Below are 17,747 nucleotides of genomic sequence, written 5' to 3'. Positions count from 1 at the left end.
GGGGGCCCCGTTCCGCGGCGGAACGGGGCCCCTCGGCGCGGGCGCGGGTCGTCCGTCAGGTGGCCGGTGCACCCCACGTACGGGCCCGCAGCGCGAACCCCGACTCGCCGGATTCGGGAGTCTTCACGGCCAGCACCTGGTTGACGCCGATGCGGTTGCGCTCGAAGGCGAGGGCGGAGGCCGCCATGTACAGCCGCCAGACGCGGGCGCGGCCGGGGCTGGTGAGCCGTACCGCCCGCGCCCAGTCCGCCTCCAGGTTGGTGACCCAGCGGCGCAGGGTGAGCGCGTAGTGCTCGCGGAGCGACTCCACGTCGCGCACCTCGAAGCCGGCGCGCTCCAGCTGGGTGACGGTGCTGCCGATGGGGGCGAGTTCGCCGTCCGGGAAGACATAGGCGTCGATGAACTCGTCCACGTGGTACGCCGACTCGTCGCGCTGCGGGCGGCGGCCGATCTGGTGGTTGAGGAGCCGTCCGCCGGGCTTCAGCAGGGCGTACAGGTCGTTCGCGTACTCCAGGTAGCGGGCGGCGCCGACGTGTTCGGCCATGCCGATGGAGGAGATCGCGTCGTACGGCCCGTCGGCCACGTCGCGGTAGTCCTGGATGCGGATCTCCACCCGGTCGGTCAGCCCCTCGTCGGCGACGCGCTTGCGGGCGTACGCCGCCTGTTCCTGGGACAGGGTGACACCGACGACGCTCACGCCGTGCTCGCGGGCCGCGTGGATGGCCATCGAGCCCCAGCCGCAGCCGACGTCGAGGAGACGCTGACCGGGCTTCAGGCCGAGCTTGCGGCAGACGAGTTCCAGCTTGTCGTGCTGGGCCTGCTCGAGGGTGGCGTCCGGTTCGGGGGCCGGCCAGTAGGCGCAGGAGTACACCATGGACGGGCCGAGGACGAGTTCGTAGAAGTCGTTGCCGACGTCGTAGTGGTGGCTGATGGCGCGCTTGTCGGAGCGCCGGGTGTGCAGGTGGCCGGGGCGGCGGACCTCCTCGGCGGGCGGGGCGGGCGGCAGTGGCGGTCCCGCCAGCTTCACCAGGCCCAGGACGGCGGCCCGCGCCCGCGGGTCGCGCAGGGTCCGGGCGAGGCCTCCGGCGTCCTCCCCGCGCTCCCAGATCAGGCCGGAGAGCAGGCCCAGGGCGGTGTAGAGGTCACCGTCGACGGTCAGGTCACCGGCCACCCAGGCGCGGGCCAGACCGAGTTCGCCTGGCTTGAACAGCAACCGGCGCAGCGCGCGGCGGTTGCGCACGACGAGGGTCGGCGTCCCGGGCGGCCCGGACTCCGAGCCGTCCCAGGCGCGGACGCGCACCGGTAGCGGGGCACCCAGCAGCTGTTCGAGCAGTTCTGTGAGCCGCAGCGCGGCGTCGGGCATGGTGCGCACCTCCGTGACGACGAACGCCGGAATGTCATCCACCACGTAAACACCAGGATGCCTTCCGCGCAGTCCCGCAAGCGGGTTACGACTGGGCAAAACAGTTGCAGCGCACACACATTCGGGGTCCGGAGCCGCTTCGGGGACGCCGAAGGGGCCGCCCGCACCACGGATGGCGGGCGGCCCCTTCCGAGAGGTGGACCGGTGAGCGTCGGTCAGGAGGCCTTGGCCTTCGCCTCCGGCTTGCTCACGGCGGGCACCGGCGCGGGCTTGGCGGCCTCGTAGAACTCCTCGCGGGGGTTCTCCATGGCGCCCAGGGAGACGACCTCGCGCTTGAGGAACATGCTGAGGGTCCAGTCGGCGAAGACGCGGATCTTGCGGTTCCAGGTCGGCATGGCCAGGCCGTGGTAGCCGCGGTGCATGTACCAGGCGAGACGGCCCTTGAGCTTGATCTTCATCTTGCCCAGGACGATCATCGCGACGCCCTTGTGCAGGCCGAGGCCCGCGACCGCGCCCTTGTTGGCGTGGCTGTACTCCTTCTGCGGGAAGCCCCGCATGCCGGAGACCACGTTGTCGCCGAGGACCTTGGCCTGGCGCAGCGCGTGCTGCGCGTTGGGCGGGCACCAGGCGTTTTCGTTGCCCGCCTTGCGGCCGACGAGGTCCGGCACCTGGGCGTTGTCGCCGGCGGCCCAGATGTAGTCCGTGCCCTGCACCTGGAGCGTGGCCGCGGTGTCCACGTGGCCACGCGGGCCGAGCGGCAGACCGAAGCGGGCGAGGACCGGGTTCGGCTTGACGCCGGCCGTCCAGACGATGGTGTTGGCGTCGACCTCGAGGCCGTTCTTGAGCACCACGTGACCGTCGACGCAGGACTCCATGGAGGTGGAGAGGTAGATCTCCACGCCACGGCTCTCCAGGTGCTCCTTGCCGTACTGGCCGAGCTTCGGGCCGACCTCGGGCAGGATCTTGTCCGCGGCGTCGACGAGGATGAAGCGCATGTCCTCGCGGGACACGTTGGTGTAGTACTTGGCCGCGTCCCGGGCCATGTCCTCGACCTCGCCGATGGTCTCGGCGCCGGCGAAGCCACCACCGATGAAGACGAAGGTGAGCGCCTTGCGGCGGATCTCCTCGTCCGTGGTGGAGTCGGCCTTGTCCAGCTGCTCCAGCACGTGGTTGCGCAGGCCGATGGACTCCTCGATGCCCTTCATGCCGATGCCCTGCTCGGCGAGGCCGGGGATCGGGAAGGTGCGGGAGACCGCGCCCATCGCGATGACCAGGTAGTCGAACGGCAGCTCGTACGCCTCACCCACCAGCGGGGCGATCGTGGCGACCTTGCGGTCCTGGTCGATGGTGGTGACCCGGCCGGTGAGGACCTCCGCCCTGGGCAGGACGCGCCGCAGCGGGACGACGACGTGCCGAGGGGAGATGCTGCCGGCGGCGGCTTCGGGGAGGAAGGGCTGGTAGGTCATGTACGACCGGGGGTCGACGACCGTGACGGTCGCCTCTCCGTAGCGCATCTTCTTGAGGATGCGCCGAGCTGCGTACAGGCCTACGTACCCACCGCCTACTACGAGGATCCTGGGACGCTCCGTGGTGCTCATGCCATCGAGTATCCACCCGGCTCAGGGGGGCACCTCGTGCGCCCCTTCACAAGCTTCGACAGGCCTTGTGCTAAACTCCGCGACCCACGTGACGGAGATCATGACACCGGAACGGAACCGGCGCCCGGCAGTGACCGTTGTCAAGGGCGCGTGAGCTGCTGCTCCCGGTCCCCACACCCCCCGCAGAGGGGCTCAGTCCGACCCTCGCGGAACCTCCCGCGAACAAGGCTCCCAGCACCCCGGGAGGTCCACAAGGGGCCCAGAAGACCCCCTGAGGGCCGAGGGACCCGCCTCTTGGACCGAATTCCTTGTGAAGAACTTCACGAAGTTTCCCGTCGGGCTGCCGTCCGGCTGCCCAGAGGGTCCGGCCGACCCCGCTCATCCGGGCATCGCTCCTGCTCAGGCGATATTACCGAGCAGTAGCATACAGGCGGGAAGCGAACCCTCTCCGGCGGGCCGGCCGCCCTTTCAGGCCACCGACCACGCGATCCTGCCAGGGATCGCTCACGCACGCGACTCTCCGAGCCACGCGACGTCCAGACCCGCATGTGTACACGAACGCGCGTACACTAACCTCATGGCTGAGAACACCGTGACCATACGAGAGGCCCGCGCGCATCTCGCGGACCACATCAACCGGGCCGAGGAAGGCATCCCGACGGTCATCACGCGCAACGGCACACCGGTGGCTGCCGTGGTTCCGATCACGGACTTCGAAGCGCTGGAGGAGGCGGCCGACGTGATGTTGGCGCGCGAAGCGGAGGCGGTCCTGACCGAGGGCGGCCCCACCGTGACGATGGCGGAATTGCTGGCGGATCTGTTCACCGAGCATGGCGGCGAGGCGGCGTGAAGTACGCCTTCCGGTTCACCACGGCGGCGCAGCGACAACTCCGGGCCGTCAGCCGACCCGACGCCATGCGCATCCTGACCGCGCTGACCGCGCTCGGCGACGACCCGTACCGTGAGGACGCCGACGTCAAGAAGCTCACCGGCCCGTCCGGGCTCTACCGGCTCCGGGTCGGAAACTACCGGGTCGCCTACCAGATCAACGACGGCGAACTCGTCATCCTCGTCGTCAAGGTGGGCGACCGGCGGGACGCGTACCGCAACCTGTAGGCGGTCAGGCCACCGACCACGCGATCCCGTCGAGGATGTCGTGCTCGCTGACCACGACCTCCTCCGCGCCGATCCGTTCCATGATCGCCAGCAGGACCAGCGAGCCGGCGCCGATCACGTCGACCCGGCCGGGGTGCATGGACGGAATCGTGGCCCGCTCGGCGTGCGTGGAGTGCAACAGCGCACCGGTGATCTCGCGGACGCGGTCGTGGGAGACACGGGAGTGGTGGATGCGGGCCGAGTCGTACTCGGGCAGCTCCTGCGCGATCGCCGACACGGTCGTCACGGACCCCGCCAGCCCCACCAGGGTGCGTGCCTCGCGCAGCGGGACCGTCTCCTCGACGAGGTCCAGCGCCGCGTCGATGTCGGCCCTTATCGCCGCGATCTGCGCCTCGGTGGGCGGGTCGCTCACCACGCCGTCCCGCACCAGGTGGCGCTCGGTCATACGGACGCAGCCCACGTCCACCGAGCGCGCGGCCCGCACATGGTCCTCGCCCACGACGAACTCCGTGGAGCCGCCGCCGATGTCCACCACCAGGAACGGGCGTTCCAGATGGTCACGACCCGTCAGTTCCTTCGTCGCACCCGTGAACGAGAACTCGGCCTCCTGGTCGCCGGTGATCACCTCGGGTTCGACACCGAGAATGTCCACCACCCCGCGCACGAACTCGTCCCGGTTCTCGGCGTCCCTGGACGCGGAGGTGGCCACGAAACGCAGCCGTTCCGCGTCGTACTCCTTGATGACCTGGGCGTACTCGCGGCAGGCGGCGAAGGTGCGCTCCAGCGCCTCCGGCGCTAGCCGGCCGGTGCGGTCGACGCCCTGGCCGAGCCGCACGATCGTCATGCGCCGCTCCAGGTCGACGAGTTCACCCGTCTCGGGGTTCGCGTCCGCGACGAGCAGACGGATGGAGTTCGTACCGCAGTCGATGGCGGCGACCCGGCTCACTTGGCGTCCTCCTCACTCGCGGCGGGCTCGCCCGGCACCGTCACGCACGGACCCTTGCGCCACCACTCCGGCAGCATGGCGATCGCCTCGTCGCCCAGGGGGTTCACACCCGGCCCGGCCGCCAGCGAGTGGGCGACCAGGACGTGCAGGCACTTGACCCGGTCGGGCATGCCGCCCGCACTCGGAAAGCCCGTCAGCTCCTCGATCTCGTCCCGGCGCCGGATGTAGTCCTCGTGCGCGGCCCGGTACGCCGCCGCCAGCTCCGGGTCGCTCGCCAGCCGCTCGGTCATCTCCTTCATCACACCGTCGGCCTCCAGCGTGCCGATCGCCGACGCGGCCCGCGGGCAGGTCAGGTAGTACAGCGTGGGGAAGGGTGTGCCGTCGGGCAGCCGGGGGGCCGTCTCCACGACGTCCGGCTGTCCGCACGGACAGCGGTGGGCGATCGCGCGCAGCCCGCGCGGCGGCCGCCCGAGCTGCTGCTTGAAGGCCTCGACGTCCGCGTCGGTGGGTTCGGTGCGCGGGGTGGGCGGCGGGGGTGTTTCCATGCCTGTGGGGAAATCTCTCTGTCGGTTCACTGGTGGCCGGCGTCGGACCTGTCGACCTGGTACCAGACGTTGGTGTACCAGGGGCGGCGAGCCGTCTCCCGCTCGGTGCGGGACTGCCTGGCCGCTCCCGGGTCGACCACGATGTACCCGGTCTCCCCGGGCAGCACATAGTGCAGCCGGTGCCGGATCTGCTGCTCGGCGTAGGCGTCGTCCTGCCAGCGCGCCTTCAGGTCGCGCAGCTGCTCGACCCGCTCCTGGGCCTGCCGTTTCTGTCGCTTCAGGTCGGTGATGTCGGCACGCTGGGAGACGTACTGCCGCATCGGGTAGGCCAGGGCGACCACCAGCGAACAGACCACGAGCGCCAGCAGCGCGGCCCGCCCGGTGAGCCGGGAGCGTCGGGCCTGACGCCGGGTCTGGGAGCGGTAGACGCGGGCCGCGGTCTGCTCGCCGAGCAGCCTGAGCCTGGTCGTGGTGGAGAACCGGTCCCGGTCATTCCGGTCCTTCACGGCCATGGTCCCGCCTCCCCTGCACACGTGCGTACGTCCCCGGACACGGTACGGGACCGGGCACGGAGACGTACGGGCGACTGGCTGAGCCTCACCCCGGGTCGGGTCGGCCCCGGGAGACCTCGGCCTAGGCCCTGAAGCGCGGGAAGGCGCTGCGGCCGGCGTACACGGCGGCGTCGTCGAGGATCTCCTCGATGCGCAGCAGCTGGTTGTACTTGGCGACGCGCTCGGAGCGGGCCGGGGCGCCGGTCTTGATCTGGCCGCAGTTGGTGGCGACGGCCAGGTCGGCGATGGTGACGTCCTCGGTCTCGCCGGAGCGGTGGGACATCATGCACTTGAAGCCGTTGCGCTGGGCCAGCTCGACGGCGTCCAGGGTCTCGGTCAGCGAGCCGATCTGGTTCACCTTCACCAGCAGGGCGTTGGCGGTGCCCTCCTCGATGCCGCGGGCCAGACGCTCGGGGTTGGTGACGAACAGGTCGTCGCCGACCAGCTGGACCTTGTCGCCGAGCTTGTCGGTGATGACCTTCCACCCGGCCCAGTCGTCCTCGAACAGCGGGTCCTCGATGGAGACGAGCGGGTAGGCCGCGACGAGCTCCTCGTAGTACTCCGTCATCTCGGCGGCGGAGCGCTCCTTGCCCTCGAAGAGGTACTTGCCGTCCTTGTAGAACTCGGAGGCGGCGACGTCGAGCGCGAGGGCGATCTGCTCGCCGGGCGCGTACCCGGCCTCCTTGATCGCCTCGAGGATGAGGTCGAGGGCCTCGCGGTTGGAGCCGAGGTTCGGGGCGAAGCCGCCCTCGTCGCCGAGGCCGGTGGACAGGCCCTTGGTCTTCAGGACCTTCTTCAGCGTGTGGTAGACCTCGGTGCCCCAGCGCAGCGCCTCGGAGAAGGACTCCGCGCCGATCGGAGCGATCATGAACTCCTGGATGTCCACGTTGGAGTCGGCGTGCGAGCCGCCGTTCAGGATGTTCATCATCGGCACCGGCAGCAGGTGCGCGTTCGGGCCGCCCAGGTAGCGGAAGAGCGGGAGGTCGGACGCCTCGGAGGCGGCGTGGGCGACGGCGAGGGAGACACCGAGGATGGCGTTGGCCCCGAGGGAGCCCTTGTTGTCGGTGGCGTCCAGGTCGAACATGGCCTGGTCGATCAGACGCTGCTCGGTGGCGTCGTAGCCGACGAGCTCCGGGCCGATCTGCTCGATGACGGCGAGGACGGCCTTCTCGACGCCCTTGCCCTGGTAGCGGTTGGGGTCCCCGTCGCGCAGCTCGATGGCCTCGAAGGCACCCGTCGAGGCGCCGGACGGAACGGCGGCACGACCCGTGCTGCCGTCGTCGAGGCCGACCTCGACCTCGACCGTGGGGTTGCCTCGGGAGTCCAGGATTTCCCGGGCTACGACGACGTCGATGGACGGCACGAGCATCTCCTTCGTGGATGTGACGCTGAAAGTGCGGGGCTTGTGAGCCTTGCGACTAGAGCCTAACCGTCCCCGGGCCCCGGCCGTCCGACCGACCGTCCCGTGGACAGGGTGACGGCCACATTGTTCCACACCGGAACAAAAGGAGGGAGCAGTTGCGGAAAGTCGAGGGAAACCGCCGGCGAAAAGGGCCCCGCCCCGGCGCGTACGGGGGAACACGCGCCGGGGCGGGGGGACTGGGGGGACGGGACCCACGGGACGGGGAGCCCGCGGGAGGGGAGCGGACCCGCGGCCCGCGCCGCCTACTTCAGGTGCAGCTGCTGGCCGGGGAAGATGAGGTCCGCGTCCTCGACGATGTCCTTGTTCAGCTGGAACAGCTTCTCCCAGCCGCCCTTGACGTGGTGCTCGGCGGCGATGGAGCTGAGCGTGTCACCGGAGACCACCTTGTACTCGCCGTCACCCTTCTCGACCTTCTTGCCGGCCGGGGTGGTGACGGTCTTCTTCGGGGCCGGACGCGTGGCGGAGCGGTCGGCCGCCTGCTGCTCGGTGGAGCGGGTGGTGGTGCTCTTGGGCGCGGTGCTCTTGGCGGCGCTGCCGGCGGGGGCGGTGGCACCGCTGTAGGGGGTGCTCGACAGGCCCTTGCCGCACACCGGCCAGGCGCCCTTGCCCTGACCCGCCAGCACCTTCTCGGCGACGGCTATCTGCTGCGCCTTGGAGGCCAGGTCGGCGCGCGGGGCGTAGGCGGTGCCGCCGAACGCGGCCCAGGTGGAGTTCGTGAACTGCAGGCCGCCGTAGAAGCCGTTGCCGGTGTTGATGGACCAGTTGCCGCCGGACTCGCACCGGGCGACCGCGTCCCACTCGGAGGCGGTGGCGGCGGAAGCGTTGCCGGCCGCCATCAGCGGGCCGGCGACGGCGGCGGAGGCGACACCGGCGAGTGCGATGGCGCGGGTGGCCTTGGAGGAACGACGGTGCTTGCCCTTGCCGGAAAACAGCATGGATGGATCCCCTCACCGACGCCTGCGAGGTGAGCTGTCGGGTTCGGGCCGGTTGAGTTGCCCGGCCGTGCCCTCGAAGAGGCACGGCTACACCCCAAGCCGCTCGGGCGAACTGCCCGCTGCGGCACTTACCTTGGGTCCCCCGCTCCTGCCTACGGCGCTCGACGCGACGACTGTTCCCGTGCGGCCGCCGGCAGGATTCGGCGTGGCGGCAGCCGGGGCTCGCGGTGGCGAGCGGTCATGACCGTAGACACGAGATCGACGGGATTTCAAAGACGATCACGGCTTCTGAGACTCATCCCACACTTTCACCGAATGGGACATTCAGTACGAAGTGTGACGTGAACTCCTGCTAGTTCTGGGCGCTTTCGACCGGGACATCCAGGCTCTGACCGGCGACGATGCGGTTCGGGTCGGAGCCGATGGCCGCCTCGTTGGCGTCGTAGAGGGCGTGCCACCCGCCGTGGACGTCAAGGGAGTCGGCGATGGAGGCGAGCGAGTCGCCGGCGCGGACGGTGTAGGAGTCGGCGGAGGCGGTGTGCGCGCCGCCGTCGCCCCGGGAGGCGTGCCGGCCGCCGGCCGCGCTCTCCGTCAGGTCCTCGGCGGCGCTGCCGCCGCGGTGCCGGCCGGTGCCCAGGGCCCCGGTGTCGACGAGAGCCGAAGATCCGACACTCTGCCGGTAGTTGTCCGAGTCGTCCCGGTCGGGTGCGGTCGAAGGCGACGCTTCGGGCGTCGCGACACCCTCCGTGCCGGACCCGGGAGTCGCACCGGACTCGGGGGCGCCGCCCTGCTCGCCGGACCGCGAGGGCGCGTCGGACGGATTCACGGGGGATGCGGAGGACGAATCGCCCGAAGAGGAGGATCCGGCACCGAGGCCGGCGTCCGAATCGGACGAGGACGAACCGGAGTTGCCGTTGTTCCGCGACGAGTCATCGAGCCCGGGGTCACTCACATCGGACGATCCGGACGTGCCGGATGCATCACTCGACTCCGACGATCCCGACGCATGCGACGAGTGGGACGCACCGGAGGAGCGGGAGGAACCGGACCTCGAGGACGAGTCGTAGCCAAGACCCGTGTCGACCTTCGCGGCACCGGTGTCCTTGGTGAGCCCGGAGAGCAGGCCGCAGGTGGGCCAGGCGCCGGGGCCCCGGTCGGCGAGGATCTTCTCGGCCACGGCTATCTGCTGGGACCGGCTGGCCTGGTCGGCGCTCGGGGCGAAGTCGAGGCCGCCGTACTCCTCCCAGTCGTCCTGGGTCAGCTGCAGACCGCCGTAGTAGCCGTTGCCGTTGTCGGCGCTCCAGGAGCCGCCCGTCTCGCACTGGGCCACCTTGTCCCACGTAGTGCCGTCGGCCGCGTGCGCGCCGGTGGCGCCGAGGAGCGGGATGGCGATGGCGGAGCCGGTCACTCCGGCGGTGACGAAGAGGGCCGGAGCCTGACGGGGGCGACGGTGACGGCCGTTCCCGGAGAGCATGCAAGGACCTTTCGGCGACAACAGATACCGACGTGACGGGTGATGCTCGTACGCCACGCTGATGCGTGAACGTATCGGCTGAGGATCCTCCGTCACAAGTTCATGCCGCGCAGATCACGTGAAGATCACACAGTTGAACGTGTGTCACCTTTGCTTCCGTCAACGCCGTTCTGCCGGTGGGAGGCCACGCTCTGCCGGGGTGAAGCGCACGGGCAGCGTCCGCAGTCCCCGCATGATGAGTCCGCCACGCCGGCGCAAGTCGTCCGGTTCGGCGTCGAGTCGGAGGTCGGGAAGCCGGGTGAGGAGCGTGGCGAGGGCGGTCTGGCCCTCCAGGCGCGCCAGCGGGGCGCCGAGGCAGTAGTGGATGCCGTGCCCGTACCCCAGGTGCTGGTTGTCGCGCCGGCCGAGGTCCAAGGTGTCCGGGTCGGCGAACCGCTCCGGGTCGCGGTCGGCGGCGGCGAGCACGACGAGCACCGGGTCGCCCGCCGCGATGTCCTGTCCGCCGATGGTGAGCGGCCGGGTGGCGAACCGCCAGGTGGCCATCTCCACCGGGCCGTCGTAGCGGAGCAGTTCCTCGACGCCGGTCTCCAGCAGGCCGCGTTCGCCGCGGGCCAGGGAGTCCTGGAGGCGGTGTCGCTGCTCGGGATGGGTGAGCAGGGCGTAGGCGCCGTTGCCGATCAGGTTGACGGTCGTCTCGAAACCCGCGAAGAGGAGGATGAAGGCCATGGCGGCGGCCTCCTTCTCGGTGAGGTGCTCACCGTGGTCGGAGGCGCGGATGAGGCCGGAGATCAGGTCCTCGCCGGGGGCCGGCTCCGCGGGCAGCGCCTGCCGCTTGCGGTGGATCAGCTCGGCGAGGTAGCCGCGCATCTTCTTCACCGACCGCGCGACGCCACCCCGCGGGCTCTTTCCGTGCCCCTGGGGGTCCGAGGGCTTGCCCCCGGGAAAATGCAGCATCATGCCCGCCCAGTCGCGGAAGTCGTCCTGGTCCTCGCGCGGGACGCCGAGCATGTCGCAGATGGCGTAGATGGGCAGCGGGAAGGCGAACTCGTGGATGAGGTCGGCGGTGCCGCGGTCCGCGAACCCGTCGATGAGCCGGTCGGTCAGCTCCTGCACGCGCGGCGCGAACTCGGCGACCCGGCGGGGCGTGAACGCCTTGCTGACCAGGCGGCGCAGCCGGGTGTGGTCCGGCGGGTCGATGTTGAGCAGATGCGTCATCAGCTCGGCCTTGCGCTCGCCGGGGATGCCGGTCCTGTCCTTGGCGTGCGCCGGCTCGTCGTGGTGCGCGGGGTTCTTGCTCAGACGCTGGTCGGCCAGGGCCTGCCGGGCGTCGGCGTAACGGGTGACCAGCCAGGCCTCGACTCCGCTGGGCAGGCGGGTGCGGTGCACGGGGGCGTGCTCGCGGAGCCAGGCGTAGGCGGGGTAGGGGTTGCTCGCGAACTCCCAGGTGAAGAGTTCGGGGGCGGGCTGCTGGGGCTCGTCGGTCCGGGACTGGTCGGTCACTCTCCGACCGTATCCCGGGGGTCCGTGACCGGCCCGCCCCGGACCGTCGGCGCGGGGCAGCGCACCTGTGGCACGCGGCCCCGCCCAGGAGGAACGCCGCTCAGTGTTTGAGGAGGAAGTCGTACACCGCTTGCCGGCCCTCGTCGTTCGCGGCCCTGCTCTGCACCGAGTGCGCGGCTCCCTCGACCACCACGACCTCGGCGCGCGGGGTGAGCTTCTTCTGGTCGTACAGCCACTCCACCGGCGTCGACAGATCACGGTCGCCGCCGAGCAGCAGGACCGGGATGTCGCCGGGGAGCCTGCGGTGCGGCGACGGCAGCGGGGGCGCCTGGGTGAGCGGCCAGTGCAGGCAGCTGAGCATCGAGCCGAGGCCCGTGGCGGTGGCGGCGTCGAAGGGGCCGTAGTCGTGGGGGGTCAGCCCGGCGCCCGCCTTCTCCAGCGCCTCGCGCCGTCCGGCCAGGGGGGCGTCCGACCTGCCCCAGGGGTAACGGCCGTCCAGGCACAGCGTCGAGGCGTGCAGGCCCTGGCTCAGCTCCTCGGCGGTCGCGGCGTTGCCCTGCCGGGTGCCCGCGATCAGGCCGTGCAGCGGTCCGGGGTCGCCGCCGGCGGCCTTGTGCAGGGCGTCGATCATCTCCGCGTAGTCCGGGTCGACGAATTCCCAGGTGGTCAGCGCGTCGATGACGTCGACGCCGTTGCCGTAGGTGTCCACGACCTCGGCGAGGTCCGCCGCGGGGTCCGTGGTGCAGTGGATCGCCGCGCACGCCGTCCGCAGCACGCGCGGTGCCGCGCGCAGGGCGGCGCGGTCCATCGGGTCGTACCCGCTCTGCGGTACGACCGAGTCCAGCACCAGCCGTGCGACACGGCCCGGGTGCGCCAGCGCGTACCGCGAGGCGGTGTACGTGCCGTAGGAGACACCGTCCAGGGTCAACTTCCGTACGCCCAGCGCGAGGCGCAGCAGCTCCAGGTCGGCGACGGTGTCACCGGTGCTGTAGAAGCGGCGCTGTTCGCCGACGGCCGCGGCGCAGTCCTTCACCGCCTGCTCGGTGGGCGGGGTGAGGTCGGATGCGCCCATCTCCTGCTGGAGCCGCGGGCACTGCAGCGCGCCCCCGCCGGTGCCGCGCTGGTCGATCATCACCAGGCGGTAGTCCTTCAGGACCGGCGCCATCCTCTCGCTGATCCGCTGCACGAACGGCACGCCCGGCTGGCCCGGGCCGCCCGTCAGGAACAGCAGGACGCCCTTGGGGGCCTTGGCGTTGTCCGCCATCGCGACGTTCAGGCCGAGCCGGCCCGGTGTGCGCCCCCGGTGGTCGAGCGGGACGCTCAGGGTCGCGCAGGTGAAGCCCTCGAGGCCGGGGCAGGCCGCGGCGCCGGAGAGTCCCCCGCTCTCCCCGGCCGGCGCCGCGGCCGCCCCGCCCTGCCGGTCCTGCGCCGCCGAGGTGCAGGTGCCCGACACCAGCAGGACTCCGGCGGCGGCGAGCGCCACGGTCACCCGTGACCGGGGTCTCCGTGCCCCCCGCGCCCTCCGTACGGGCGGTACGGGCGCCCCCGCCCGGGTCCTTCGGATCAGTCGAATCCCTGGTGCCCTGCGCATGCCAGCCCCCTCGTCTTCGTCGACCGGGGCATCAGGGTGCGCCGGGGCGGTTGGTCGCGGCGAGCGCTCGTGCCACGATTCGACCAGGTTCGAAAGGTGTGGGTGTGCGTACGGTGCGCACGGGGGCCGGCCCGGGGGGGGGCAGCAGTGATCGAACTCACGGTGGACGCGGAGGGGCTGGCCCGCTCCCGCTTCGCCGTCTCACCGCTGCACGAGGTGACGTCGACGCTGCTGCCGTGGGGTCTGCGCGCGGAGTCCGGCGCCGACCCGTGGGTCGCCCGCGCCCGCCGGGTGCTGCGCCGGGCGCGGCTGCCGCTGCTGTCGGCGCTGGCGCTGGACGCCGGGGGATACGTTCCGGACTTCCTCAGTCCGCATCCGTCCGGTCCCTCCCCCACCGTCGAGGAGGAGCTGGAACAGGTCCGCGCCACTCCGCCCGAGCGGCTCCTGGCCGAACTGGAGACGCTGCGCGACGGCCGCCCGGGCAGCGGCCTTGCCGGTACGGAACTGCCGGAGGTGGTGCGGTGCGCCATGGCCCGCGGCGGCGAGCGGGTGGCACGGCAGGCGGCGGAGGAGCTGCGGCGCTACTGGGAGCTGGCCTTCGCCCCGCACTGGGAGGCGGCGCGGGCCACCCTGGAGGCGGACGTCGACCGGTGCGCGGGCGTCCTGGCCCGGAGCGGCGCGGCCGCGATGTTCAACTCGCTGCACCCCGGCATCCGGTGGTCCGACGGCACCTTGCGGGTGGAGAGCCGGTTCACGGTGTGCCTGCCGGTGCCGCTGATGGTGGTCGTTCCGTCGCTGGTGGCACCGGCGCCGGGGGTGGCCGTGGACCCGGTGCCCGGTGGGCGGAGGCCGCCGATGCTGGCGTACCCCGTGCGGACCGGGGCCGGCGTCCCGGCGACTCCCCCCGCCGAGCTGGCCGGACTGCTCGGCCCCACCCGCGCCGGGCTGCTGGCCGCGCTGGCCCGTCCGGCGTCCACCGCGCAGCTGGCGGCCCGTCACTTCCTCAGCCCGGCCACCGTGTCGTACCACCTGGGGGTGCTGCACCGGGCGGGCCTGGTGACCCGCGCCCGCTCCGGCCGGTCCGTCCTCTACCGCCACACTCCGGCGGGGGCGCGACTGGCGGGGAGCGGCGGCGCGCGCGTCCGCTAGTGTCCCTCGGCCGCCCGCACCGCGTCCCGGTACGCCCGTGCCGCCGCTCTCAGGGCCGCCTCCGGGTCCACGCCCTCCGCCTCGGCGCGGGCCGCGAGGGCCAGCAGCTCGTAGCCGACGCCCTCGCCTCCCGGGAAGGGGACCTCCAGGCCCGCCGTGCGGACGCGGGAGGCCAGTTTCGCCGCGAGGGCGAGGCCGGGCTGGTGCAGGGGGATGCCCTCGGTGACGGAGGTGCGGCGCTTCTCCTCGGCCTTGGTGCGCAGCCAGTGCTCCTTGACCTCCTCCGGCGTCGTCGCCGTCTCCTCGCCGAAGACGTGGGGATGGCGGTGGATCAGCTTGGCGACGATGCCGCCGGCCACGTCGTCGATGGAGAAGGGCTCGTCCGGGTCCTCCTCGGCGATGCGCGCGTGGAAGACGACCTGGAGCAGGACATCGCCCAGCTCCTCGCGCAGCTCCTCCCGCTCGCCCTCCTCGATCGACTCCACCAGCTCGTACGCCTCCTCGATGGCGTACTTCGCCAGTCCCTGGTGGGTCTGCCGGGACGACCACGGGCATTCGGCGCGGATGCGGTCCATGACCTGTACGAGGTCCAGCAGGCGGGCGCCCGGCAGATCGTAGGAGGCGGGCAGCAGCTCCAGTTCCGGCATGACGGCCCGCCCGGAGCCGGCGAGACGGGCGAGGCCGTCGGTCAGGGTGGGCTCGCCCTCGCCGGTCGCCACCACCACGACGGTGCGCCCGCCGGCGCAGGCGTCCACCAGTTCCTCGGCGCTCGGCGACGCCTCGGCCACGGCCACGCCCGCCTCGCGCAGATACGGCAGCTGCGGGTGCGCGACGTCCGCGCACAGCACCTCGTCGGCCGTGTGCAGCGCCTGCCAGGCCGGCCAGGACAGCAGCCCGGGGGCGACCCGGTGGCTGGTGGTGAGCAGGACGATGCGGCCGGGGGCGGGCGGGGTCGTCGCCGAGGCGTGGTCGGTGGTGGTGTTCACGCCTTCGAACGTAACGCACGCCCGCCGGGACGCAGGTGGCTCAGGCGGTCTGCTGCGCGGCCGGCGCCGAGACGTTCCGCAGCCACGGGGTCTTCGCGTCGACGCCGCCCTTCTCGACGTCCCAGGCGCCGTAGCGCGGGTTGAGGTCGATGCGCAGTTCGCGGGAGGCGGTGGACAGGGCGTTCCAGAAGGCCGGCTGGCTGGTGTCGGTGTTCAGTGCCATCGCCAGCTTCTGGGCCTCGACCTGGAGGCGGAGGTTCTCGTCGAGGCGCTGGGGCGGCACCCCGTACTGCTGGAGCCACGCCGTCTCGAGCCCCTGGGAGCCGCCCGCCTGCTGTTCGAGGCCGGCGCGCGTGTCCTGCACCTCGCGCGCGGAGACGGTGACCCCGGCGTCCTGGGCGGCACGGTCCAGCACCCGGTCGAGCACCATCTGGTGCAGGGTGTCCCGGGCGAGGGTGCCGGTGCGGGCGACGGCCTGCTCGTACTGCGTCTCGTCGGCCACCGCGGCGCGCTGCGCGCGGCGGACCTCGTCCACCCGGCTCTGCAACTGGGCGACGGTGATCCGCTGTCCGTCCACGACGGCCGCCGCGCCGGGGTGCGCGTCGTTTCCACAGGCGGCGAGGAGAGGCGCCGCGGCGATCGCGGCGGACAGGACGAGCGCGGTGCGACGGCGGCGGTGCAAGGAAACCTCCCGAGGAGATTGTGCGGCGGTGCACAAAGTCTTGCGGTGATCGATGTTAGGCAGCGGGCGGGCTCCGGCCAACCCATTCGACCAACGATTCCCGGGGTGTTTCAGGTACTGCCCGGGGATTCAGGCACTGCCTCGTCTCCGCACGGCGGCTCAGCCGCGGGCGCGCACCGCTCGCTCCACGGCGGCGGCCACGTCGGCGCGCAGCCCGTCGCCGGTGCGGACCGTGGTGACATTGCCACCCGCGTGTCCGCCACCGACCAGTACGAAGCCGATCTTCCGGTAGTGGGGTGCCGTCTCGCTCGCCGCGGCGACCTCCGGCCGGCCGACGGCGAGGACGACGTCGCAGGAGCGCTGGAGCATCCCGTTGAGGAACGGGCGGGCGTTACCGACGCTCTGCTCGCCGGTGACCTGGCCGTAGCTGACCCGGGCGTGGGTGGTGCGGGAGGCGTCCTGCATGCCCTGCCAGACCTCGGCGGCGGTGCCGGCGGTGATGCCGTCCTTGCCGGTGAGCAGGCAGGCGTCGGTCTCGGTGTAGTGCCGGGCGCGGGTGTCCGGGACCGGCGGGCGGTCGTCGTGCCGGGAGAGCAGGACCCCGGCGGCGACGAGCGCGCCGGCGACGGCCACCGCGCCCGCCGCGAGGGCGATGGTGCGCCCGCGCAGTGCGCGCAGCCGCCGGGCGGCGGCGCGCCCGGCCACGGCGAGCGGGCCGCCCGCCGGCGCCTGCGCCTCCTTGGCCGGACGCGCCTGCGTCACCTGTCTGACCTGCTTGCTCACGTGCTCCCCGCTCTCCTGCCGGTCCGGTGTCGGGTGGTCCCGCCGATCGAGGCGAGCCTCATCTGCCGTCCCCTTCCCTGTCGTTGTGCGCCGTCCGGTCCTACGTCCGCGAGGTCAGCCGGTGATGGCCACGGGCCCGTCCCACGCGTCGCGGTCGACGGTGAGGGTGACGCCGCCGTGCGCCTCCTTGCTGTTCACCATGTACTGGTGGCCGCGGCTGTGGCCGGTGAACTGGGTGGAGCGCCAGGGCCAGTCCTTGGTGGTGGTGTTGTTCTTGTCCCAGAGGGCGTACCAGAGGTTGCCGGGCAGGTCGGTCTTGTTGCTCGCGGTGGCGATGGCCTTGGCGCTGGAGCTGGTGAAGCCGTAGAAGCCGGCGCGGTAGGTCTTGGCGCGCAGCTCCTTGTCGAAGGCGCGCACATAGTTGAGCACCGCGTCGTTGCACGACTTGTCGGTGATGTCGTACGGCTCCATGTCCAGGTAGATCGCGCTGCCGGCCTTCATGCCGAGCGCGGAGGCCTTGGCCACGGCGTCCTTGGCGTCACCGGTGCCCAGCGAGGAGGCCGTGGAGGCGGTGAGCTTCTCCGGGTCGGAGCTCTTCCGGCACGGTGGCTGGGCGCCGACGTAGAGGGGGATGAGCTTCCAGCCGATGGAGCTGACCGACTTCACCCAGGAGGCGGTCAGGTTGGGCTGGGAGCAGCCCCGGTTCCTGCCTCCGACGTACACGGCGGCGGCGCCGTAGAAGCCCGTGTGCCAGGCCTTCATGGTGGACAGCGAGGGCGCGGTGCAGGTGTCGAAGGCGCGTCCGGTGAACGTCTTCTGGGCCGGCCAGGTGGTGGCGGCCATCGAGGTCTGCGCCGCGATCCCGGCACCCGCGAGAACGGCGGCGCCGGCCACTCCCCACGTGATGTACCTGCGCTTCCTGGACTGCCGGTGCTCGGCCATCCCCACCCCTGTCTGTGGCTGTGTGCACGCGCGCGTGTGCGCGCACGAGCACGTGTGCGTGTCGGATCGGCGTACGGCGGCGGTCGCGCGACGTACGTCCGCTGGAAAACGTTGCTGGGCTTCTGGATACGGCGCGTGCGTCCGGCCGCGGACACTCCCCCGG

17 protein-coding genes and 1 riboswitch are annotated in these 17,747 nt (G+C 71.8%); of the genes, 3 read left to right on the top strand and 14 right to left on the bottom strand.

Annotation, left to right across the window (positions count from 1 at the left end; translation table 11 throughout):
- Positions 1–55: 55 nt before the first annotated feature.
- Positions 56–1,363 carry a class I SAM-dependent methyltransferase gene (locus tag ACWDUZ_RS06325; RefSeq protein WP_451630704.1) on the bottom strand — a complete coding sequence of 436 codons (1,308 nt, stop codon included), beginning with the start codon at positions 1,361–1,363 and terminating at the stop codon, positions 56–58.
- A 215-nt stretch (positions 1,364–1,578) separates the two neighbouring features.
- Entirely contained in the window at positions 1,579–2,961 is a 1,383-nt protein-coding gene (locus ACWDUZ_RS06320; RefSeq protein WP_451630632.1) for an NAD(P)/FAD-dependent oxidoreductase, read from the bottom strand.
- 577 nt (positions 2,962–3,538) lie between these two features.
- Here ACWDUZ_RS06320 and ACWDUZ_RS06315 point away from each other — a divergent pair.
- Both ACWDUZ_RS06315 and ACWDUZ_RS06310 read left to right on the top strand, forming a co-directional pair.
- On the top strand, positions 3,539–3,811 hold the full coding sequence (locus ACWDUZ_RS06315) for a type II toxin-antitoxin system Phd/YefM family antitoxin (protein ID WP_451630631.1): 273 nt from the start codon (positions 3,539–3,541) through the stop codon (positions 3,809–3,811).
- Entirely contained in the window at positions 3,808–4,077 is a 270-nt protein-coding gene (locus ACWDUZ_RS06310; RefSeq protein ID WP_451630630.1) for a type II toxin-antitoxin system RelE family toxin, read from the top strand. The genes ACWDUZ_RS06315 and ACWDUZ_RS06310 overlap by 4 nt, the downstream gene beginning before the upstream one ends.
- Positions 4,078–4,081: 4 nt before the next feature.
- On the opposite strand, the gene ACWDUZ_RS06305 is transcribed toward ACWDUZ_RS06310, so the two are convergent.
- From ACWDUZ_RS06305 to ACWDUZ_RS06270, 8 genes are all read right to left on the bottom strand, one after another.
- The gene (locus ACWDUZ_RS06305) at positions 4,082–5,023 is read right to left on the bottom strand and encodes a Ppx/GppA phosphatase family protein (RefSeq protein ID WP_451630629.1); all 942 of its coding nucleotides are present in this window, start codon (positions 5,021–5,023) and stop codon (positions 4,082–4,084) included.
- Entirely contained in the window at positions 5,020–5,568 is a 549-nt protein-coding gene (locus ACWDUZ_RS06300) for a DUF501 domain-containing protein (RefSeq protein WP_451630628.1), read from the bottom strand. Before ACWDUZ_RS06300 ends, ACWDUZ_RS06305 begins: the two co-directional genes overlap by 4 nt.
- 26 nt (positions 5,569–5,594) lie before the next feature.
- Positions 5,595–6,080, bottom strand: a complete 486-nt coding sequence (locus tag ACWDUZ_RS06295; RefSeq protein WP_451630627.1) for an FtsB family cell division protein — start codon at positions 6,078–6,080, stop codon at positions 5,595–5,597.
- Positions 6,081–6,201: 121 nt separating this feature from the next.
- Positions 6,202–7,488, bottom strand: coding sequence for a phosphopyruvate hydratase (gene eno, locus ACWDUZ_RS06290; RefSeq protein WP_451630626.1), 1,287 nt, complete (start codon positions 7,486–7,488; stop codon positions 6,202–6,204).
- Between the two features lie 296 nt (positions 7,489–7,784).
- Positions 7,785–8,477 carry a transglycosylase family protein gene (locus ACWDUZ_RS06285; protein WP_451630625.1) on the bottom strand — a complete coding sequence of 231 codons (693 nt, stop codon included), beginning with the start codon at positions 8,475–8,477 and terminating at the stop codon, positions 7,785–7,787.
- A gap of 4 nt (positions 8,478–8,481) precedes the next feature.
- Positions 8,482–8,647: riboswitch (cyclic di-AMP (ydaO/yuaA leader) on the bottom strand.
- Positions 8,648–8,829: 182 nt separating this feature from the next.
- Complete coding sequence (locus ACWDUZ_RS06280; RefSeq protein WP_451630624.1) at positions 8,830–9,951, bottom strand: transglycosylase family protein; 1,122 nt, start codon at positions 9,949–9,951, stop codon at positions 8,830–8,832.
- Positions 9,952–10,110: 159 nt separating this feature from the next.
- Positions 10,111–11,451, bottom strand: a complete 1,341-nt coding sequence (locus ACWDUZ_RS06275; protein WP_451630623.1) for a cytochrome P450 family protein — start codon at positions 11,449–11,451, stop codon at positions 10,111–10,113.
- A gap of 100 nt (positions 11,452–11,551) precedes the next feature.
- On the bottom strand, positions 11,552–12,940 hold the full coding sequence (locus tag ACWDUZ_RS06270) for an alpha/beta fold hydrolase (protein WP_451630622.1): 1,389 nt from the start codon (positions 12,938–12,940) through the stop codon (positions 11,552–11,554).
- Between the two features lie 249 nt (positions 12,941–13,189).
- On the opposite strand from ACWDUZ_RS06270, the gene ACWDUZ_RS06265 reads away from it, so the two are divergent.
- Entirely contained in the window at positions 13,190–14,191 is a 1,002-nt protein-coding gene (locus tag ACWDUZ_RS06265) for a helix-turn-helix domain-containing protein (protein ID WP_451630621.1), read from the top strand.
- Here ACWDUZ_RS06265 and ACWDUZ_RS06260 read toward each other — a convergent pair.
- From ACWDUZ_RS06260 to ACWDUZ_RS06245, 4 genes are all read right to left on the bottom strand, one after another.
- Positions 14,188–15,177 carry a nucleoside triphosphate pyrophosphohydrolase gene (locus ACWDUZ_RS06260; protein ID WP_451630620.1) on the bottom strand — a complete coding sequence of 330 codons (990 nt, stop codon included), beginning with the start codon at positions 15,175–15,177 and terminating at the stop codon, positions 14,188–14,190. The genes ACWDUZ_RS06265 and ACWDUZ_RS06260 overlap by 4 nt on opposite strands.
- A gap of 40 nt (positions 15,178–15,217) precedes the next feature.
- Positions 15,218–15,859 carry a SurA N-terminal domain-containing protein gene (locus ACWDUZ_RS06255; protein WP_451630619.1) on the bottom strand — a complete coding sequence of 214 codons (642 nt, stop codon included), beginning with the start codon at positions 15,857–15,859 and terminating at the stop codon, positions 15,218–15,220.
- Between the two features lie 159 nt (positions 15,860–16,018).
- Positions 16,019–16,642: a hypothetical protein gene (locus ACWDUZ_RS06250; protein WP_451630618.1), complete on the bottom strand. Its 624-nt coding sequence runs from the start codon at positions 16,640–16,642 to the stop codon at positions 16,019–16,021.
- Positions 16,643–16,756: 114 nt separating this feature from the next.
- Entirely contained in the window at positions 16,757–17,584 is an 828-nt protein-coding gene (locus tag ACWDUZ_RS06245) for a glycoside hydrolase domain-containing protein (RefSeq protein ID WP_451630617.1), read from the bottom strand.
- Between the last annotated feature and the right edge of the window lie 163 nt (positions 17,585–17,747).

It is taken from the genome of Streptomyces sp. NPDC003393 (assembly GCF_053589015.1).
The sequence above is the reverse complement of the archived record's forward strand: the minus strand, read 5'-3'. Positions and strand labels throughout refer to the sequence as shown.

Bases quoted from the DNA above. Each gene is read 5' to 3' on its own strand.
- ACWDUZ_RS06245 (WP_451630617.1), bottom strand. From the start codon at position 17,584: ATGGCCGAGCACCGGCAGTCCAGGAAGCGCAGGTACATCACGTGGGGA.
- ACWDUZ_RS06295 (WP_451630627.1), bottom strand. From the start codon at position 6,080: ATGGCCGTGAAGGACCGGAATGACCGGGACCGGTTCTCCACCACGACC.
- ACWDUZ_RS06320 (WP_451630632.1), bottom strand. From the start codon at position 2,961: ATGAGCACCACGGAGCGTCCCAGGATCCTCGTAGTAGGCGGTGGGTAC.
- ACWDUZ_RS06300 (WP_451630628.1), bottom strand. From the start codon at position 5,568: ATGGAAACACCCCCGCCGCCCACCCCGCGCACCGAACCCACCGACGCG.
- ACWDUZ_RS06285 (WP_451630625.1), bottom strand. From the start codon at position 8,477: ATGCTGTTTTCCGGCAAGGGCAAGCACCGTCGTTCCTCCAAGGCCACC.
- ACWDUZ_RS06280 (WP_451630624.1), bottom strand. From the start codon at position 9,951: ATGCTCTCCGGGAACGGCCGTCACCGTCGCCCCCGTCAGGCTCCGGCC.
- ACWDUZ_RS06315 (WP_451630631.1), top strand. From the start codon at position 3,539: ATGGCTGAGAACACCGTGACCATACGAGAGGCCCGCGCGCATCTCGCG.
- ACWDUZ_RS06325 (WP_451630704.1), bottom strand. From the start codon at position 1,363: ATGCCCGACGCCGCGCTGCGGCTCACAGAACTGCTCGAACAGCTGCTG.
- eno (WP_451630626.1), bottom strand. From the start codon at position 7,488: ATGCTCGTGCCGTCCATCGACGTCGTCGTAGCCCGGGAAATCCTGGAC.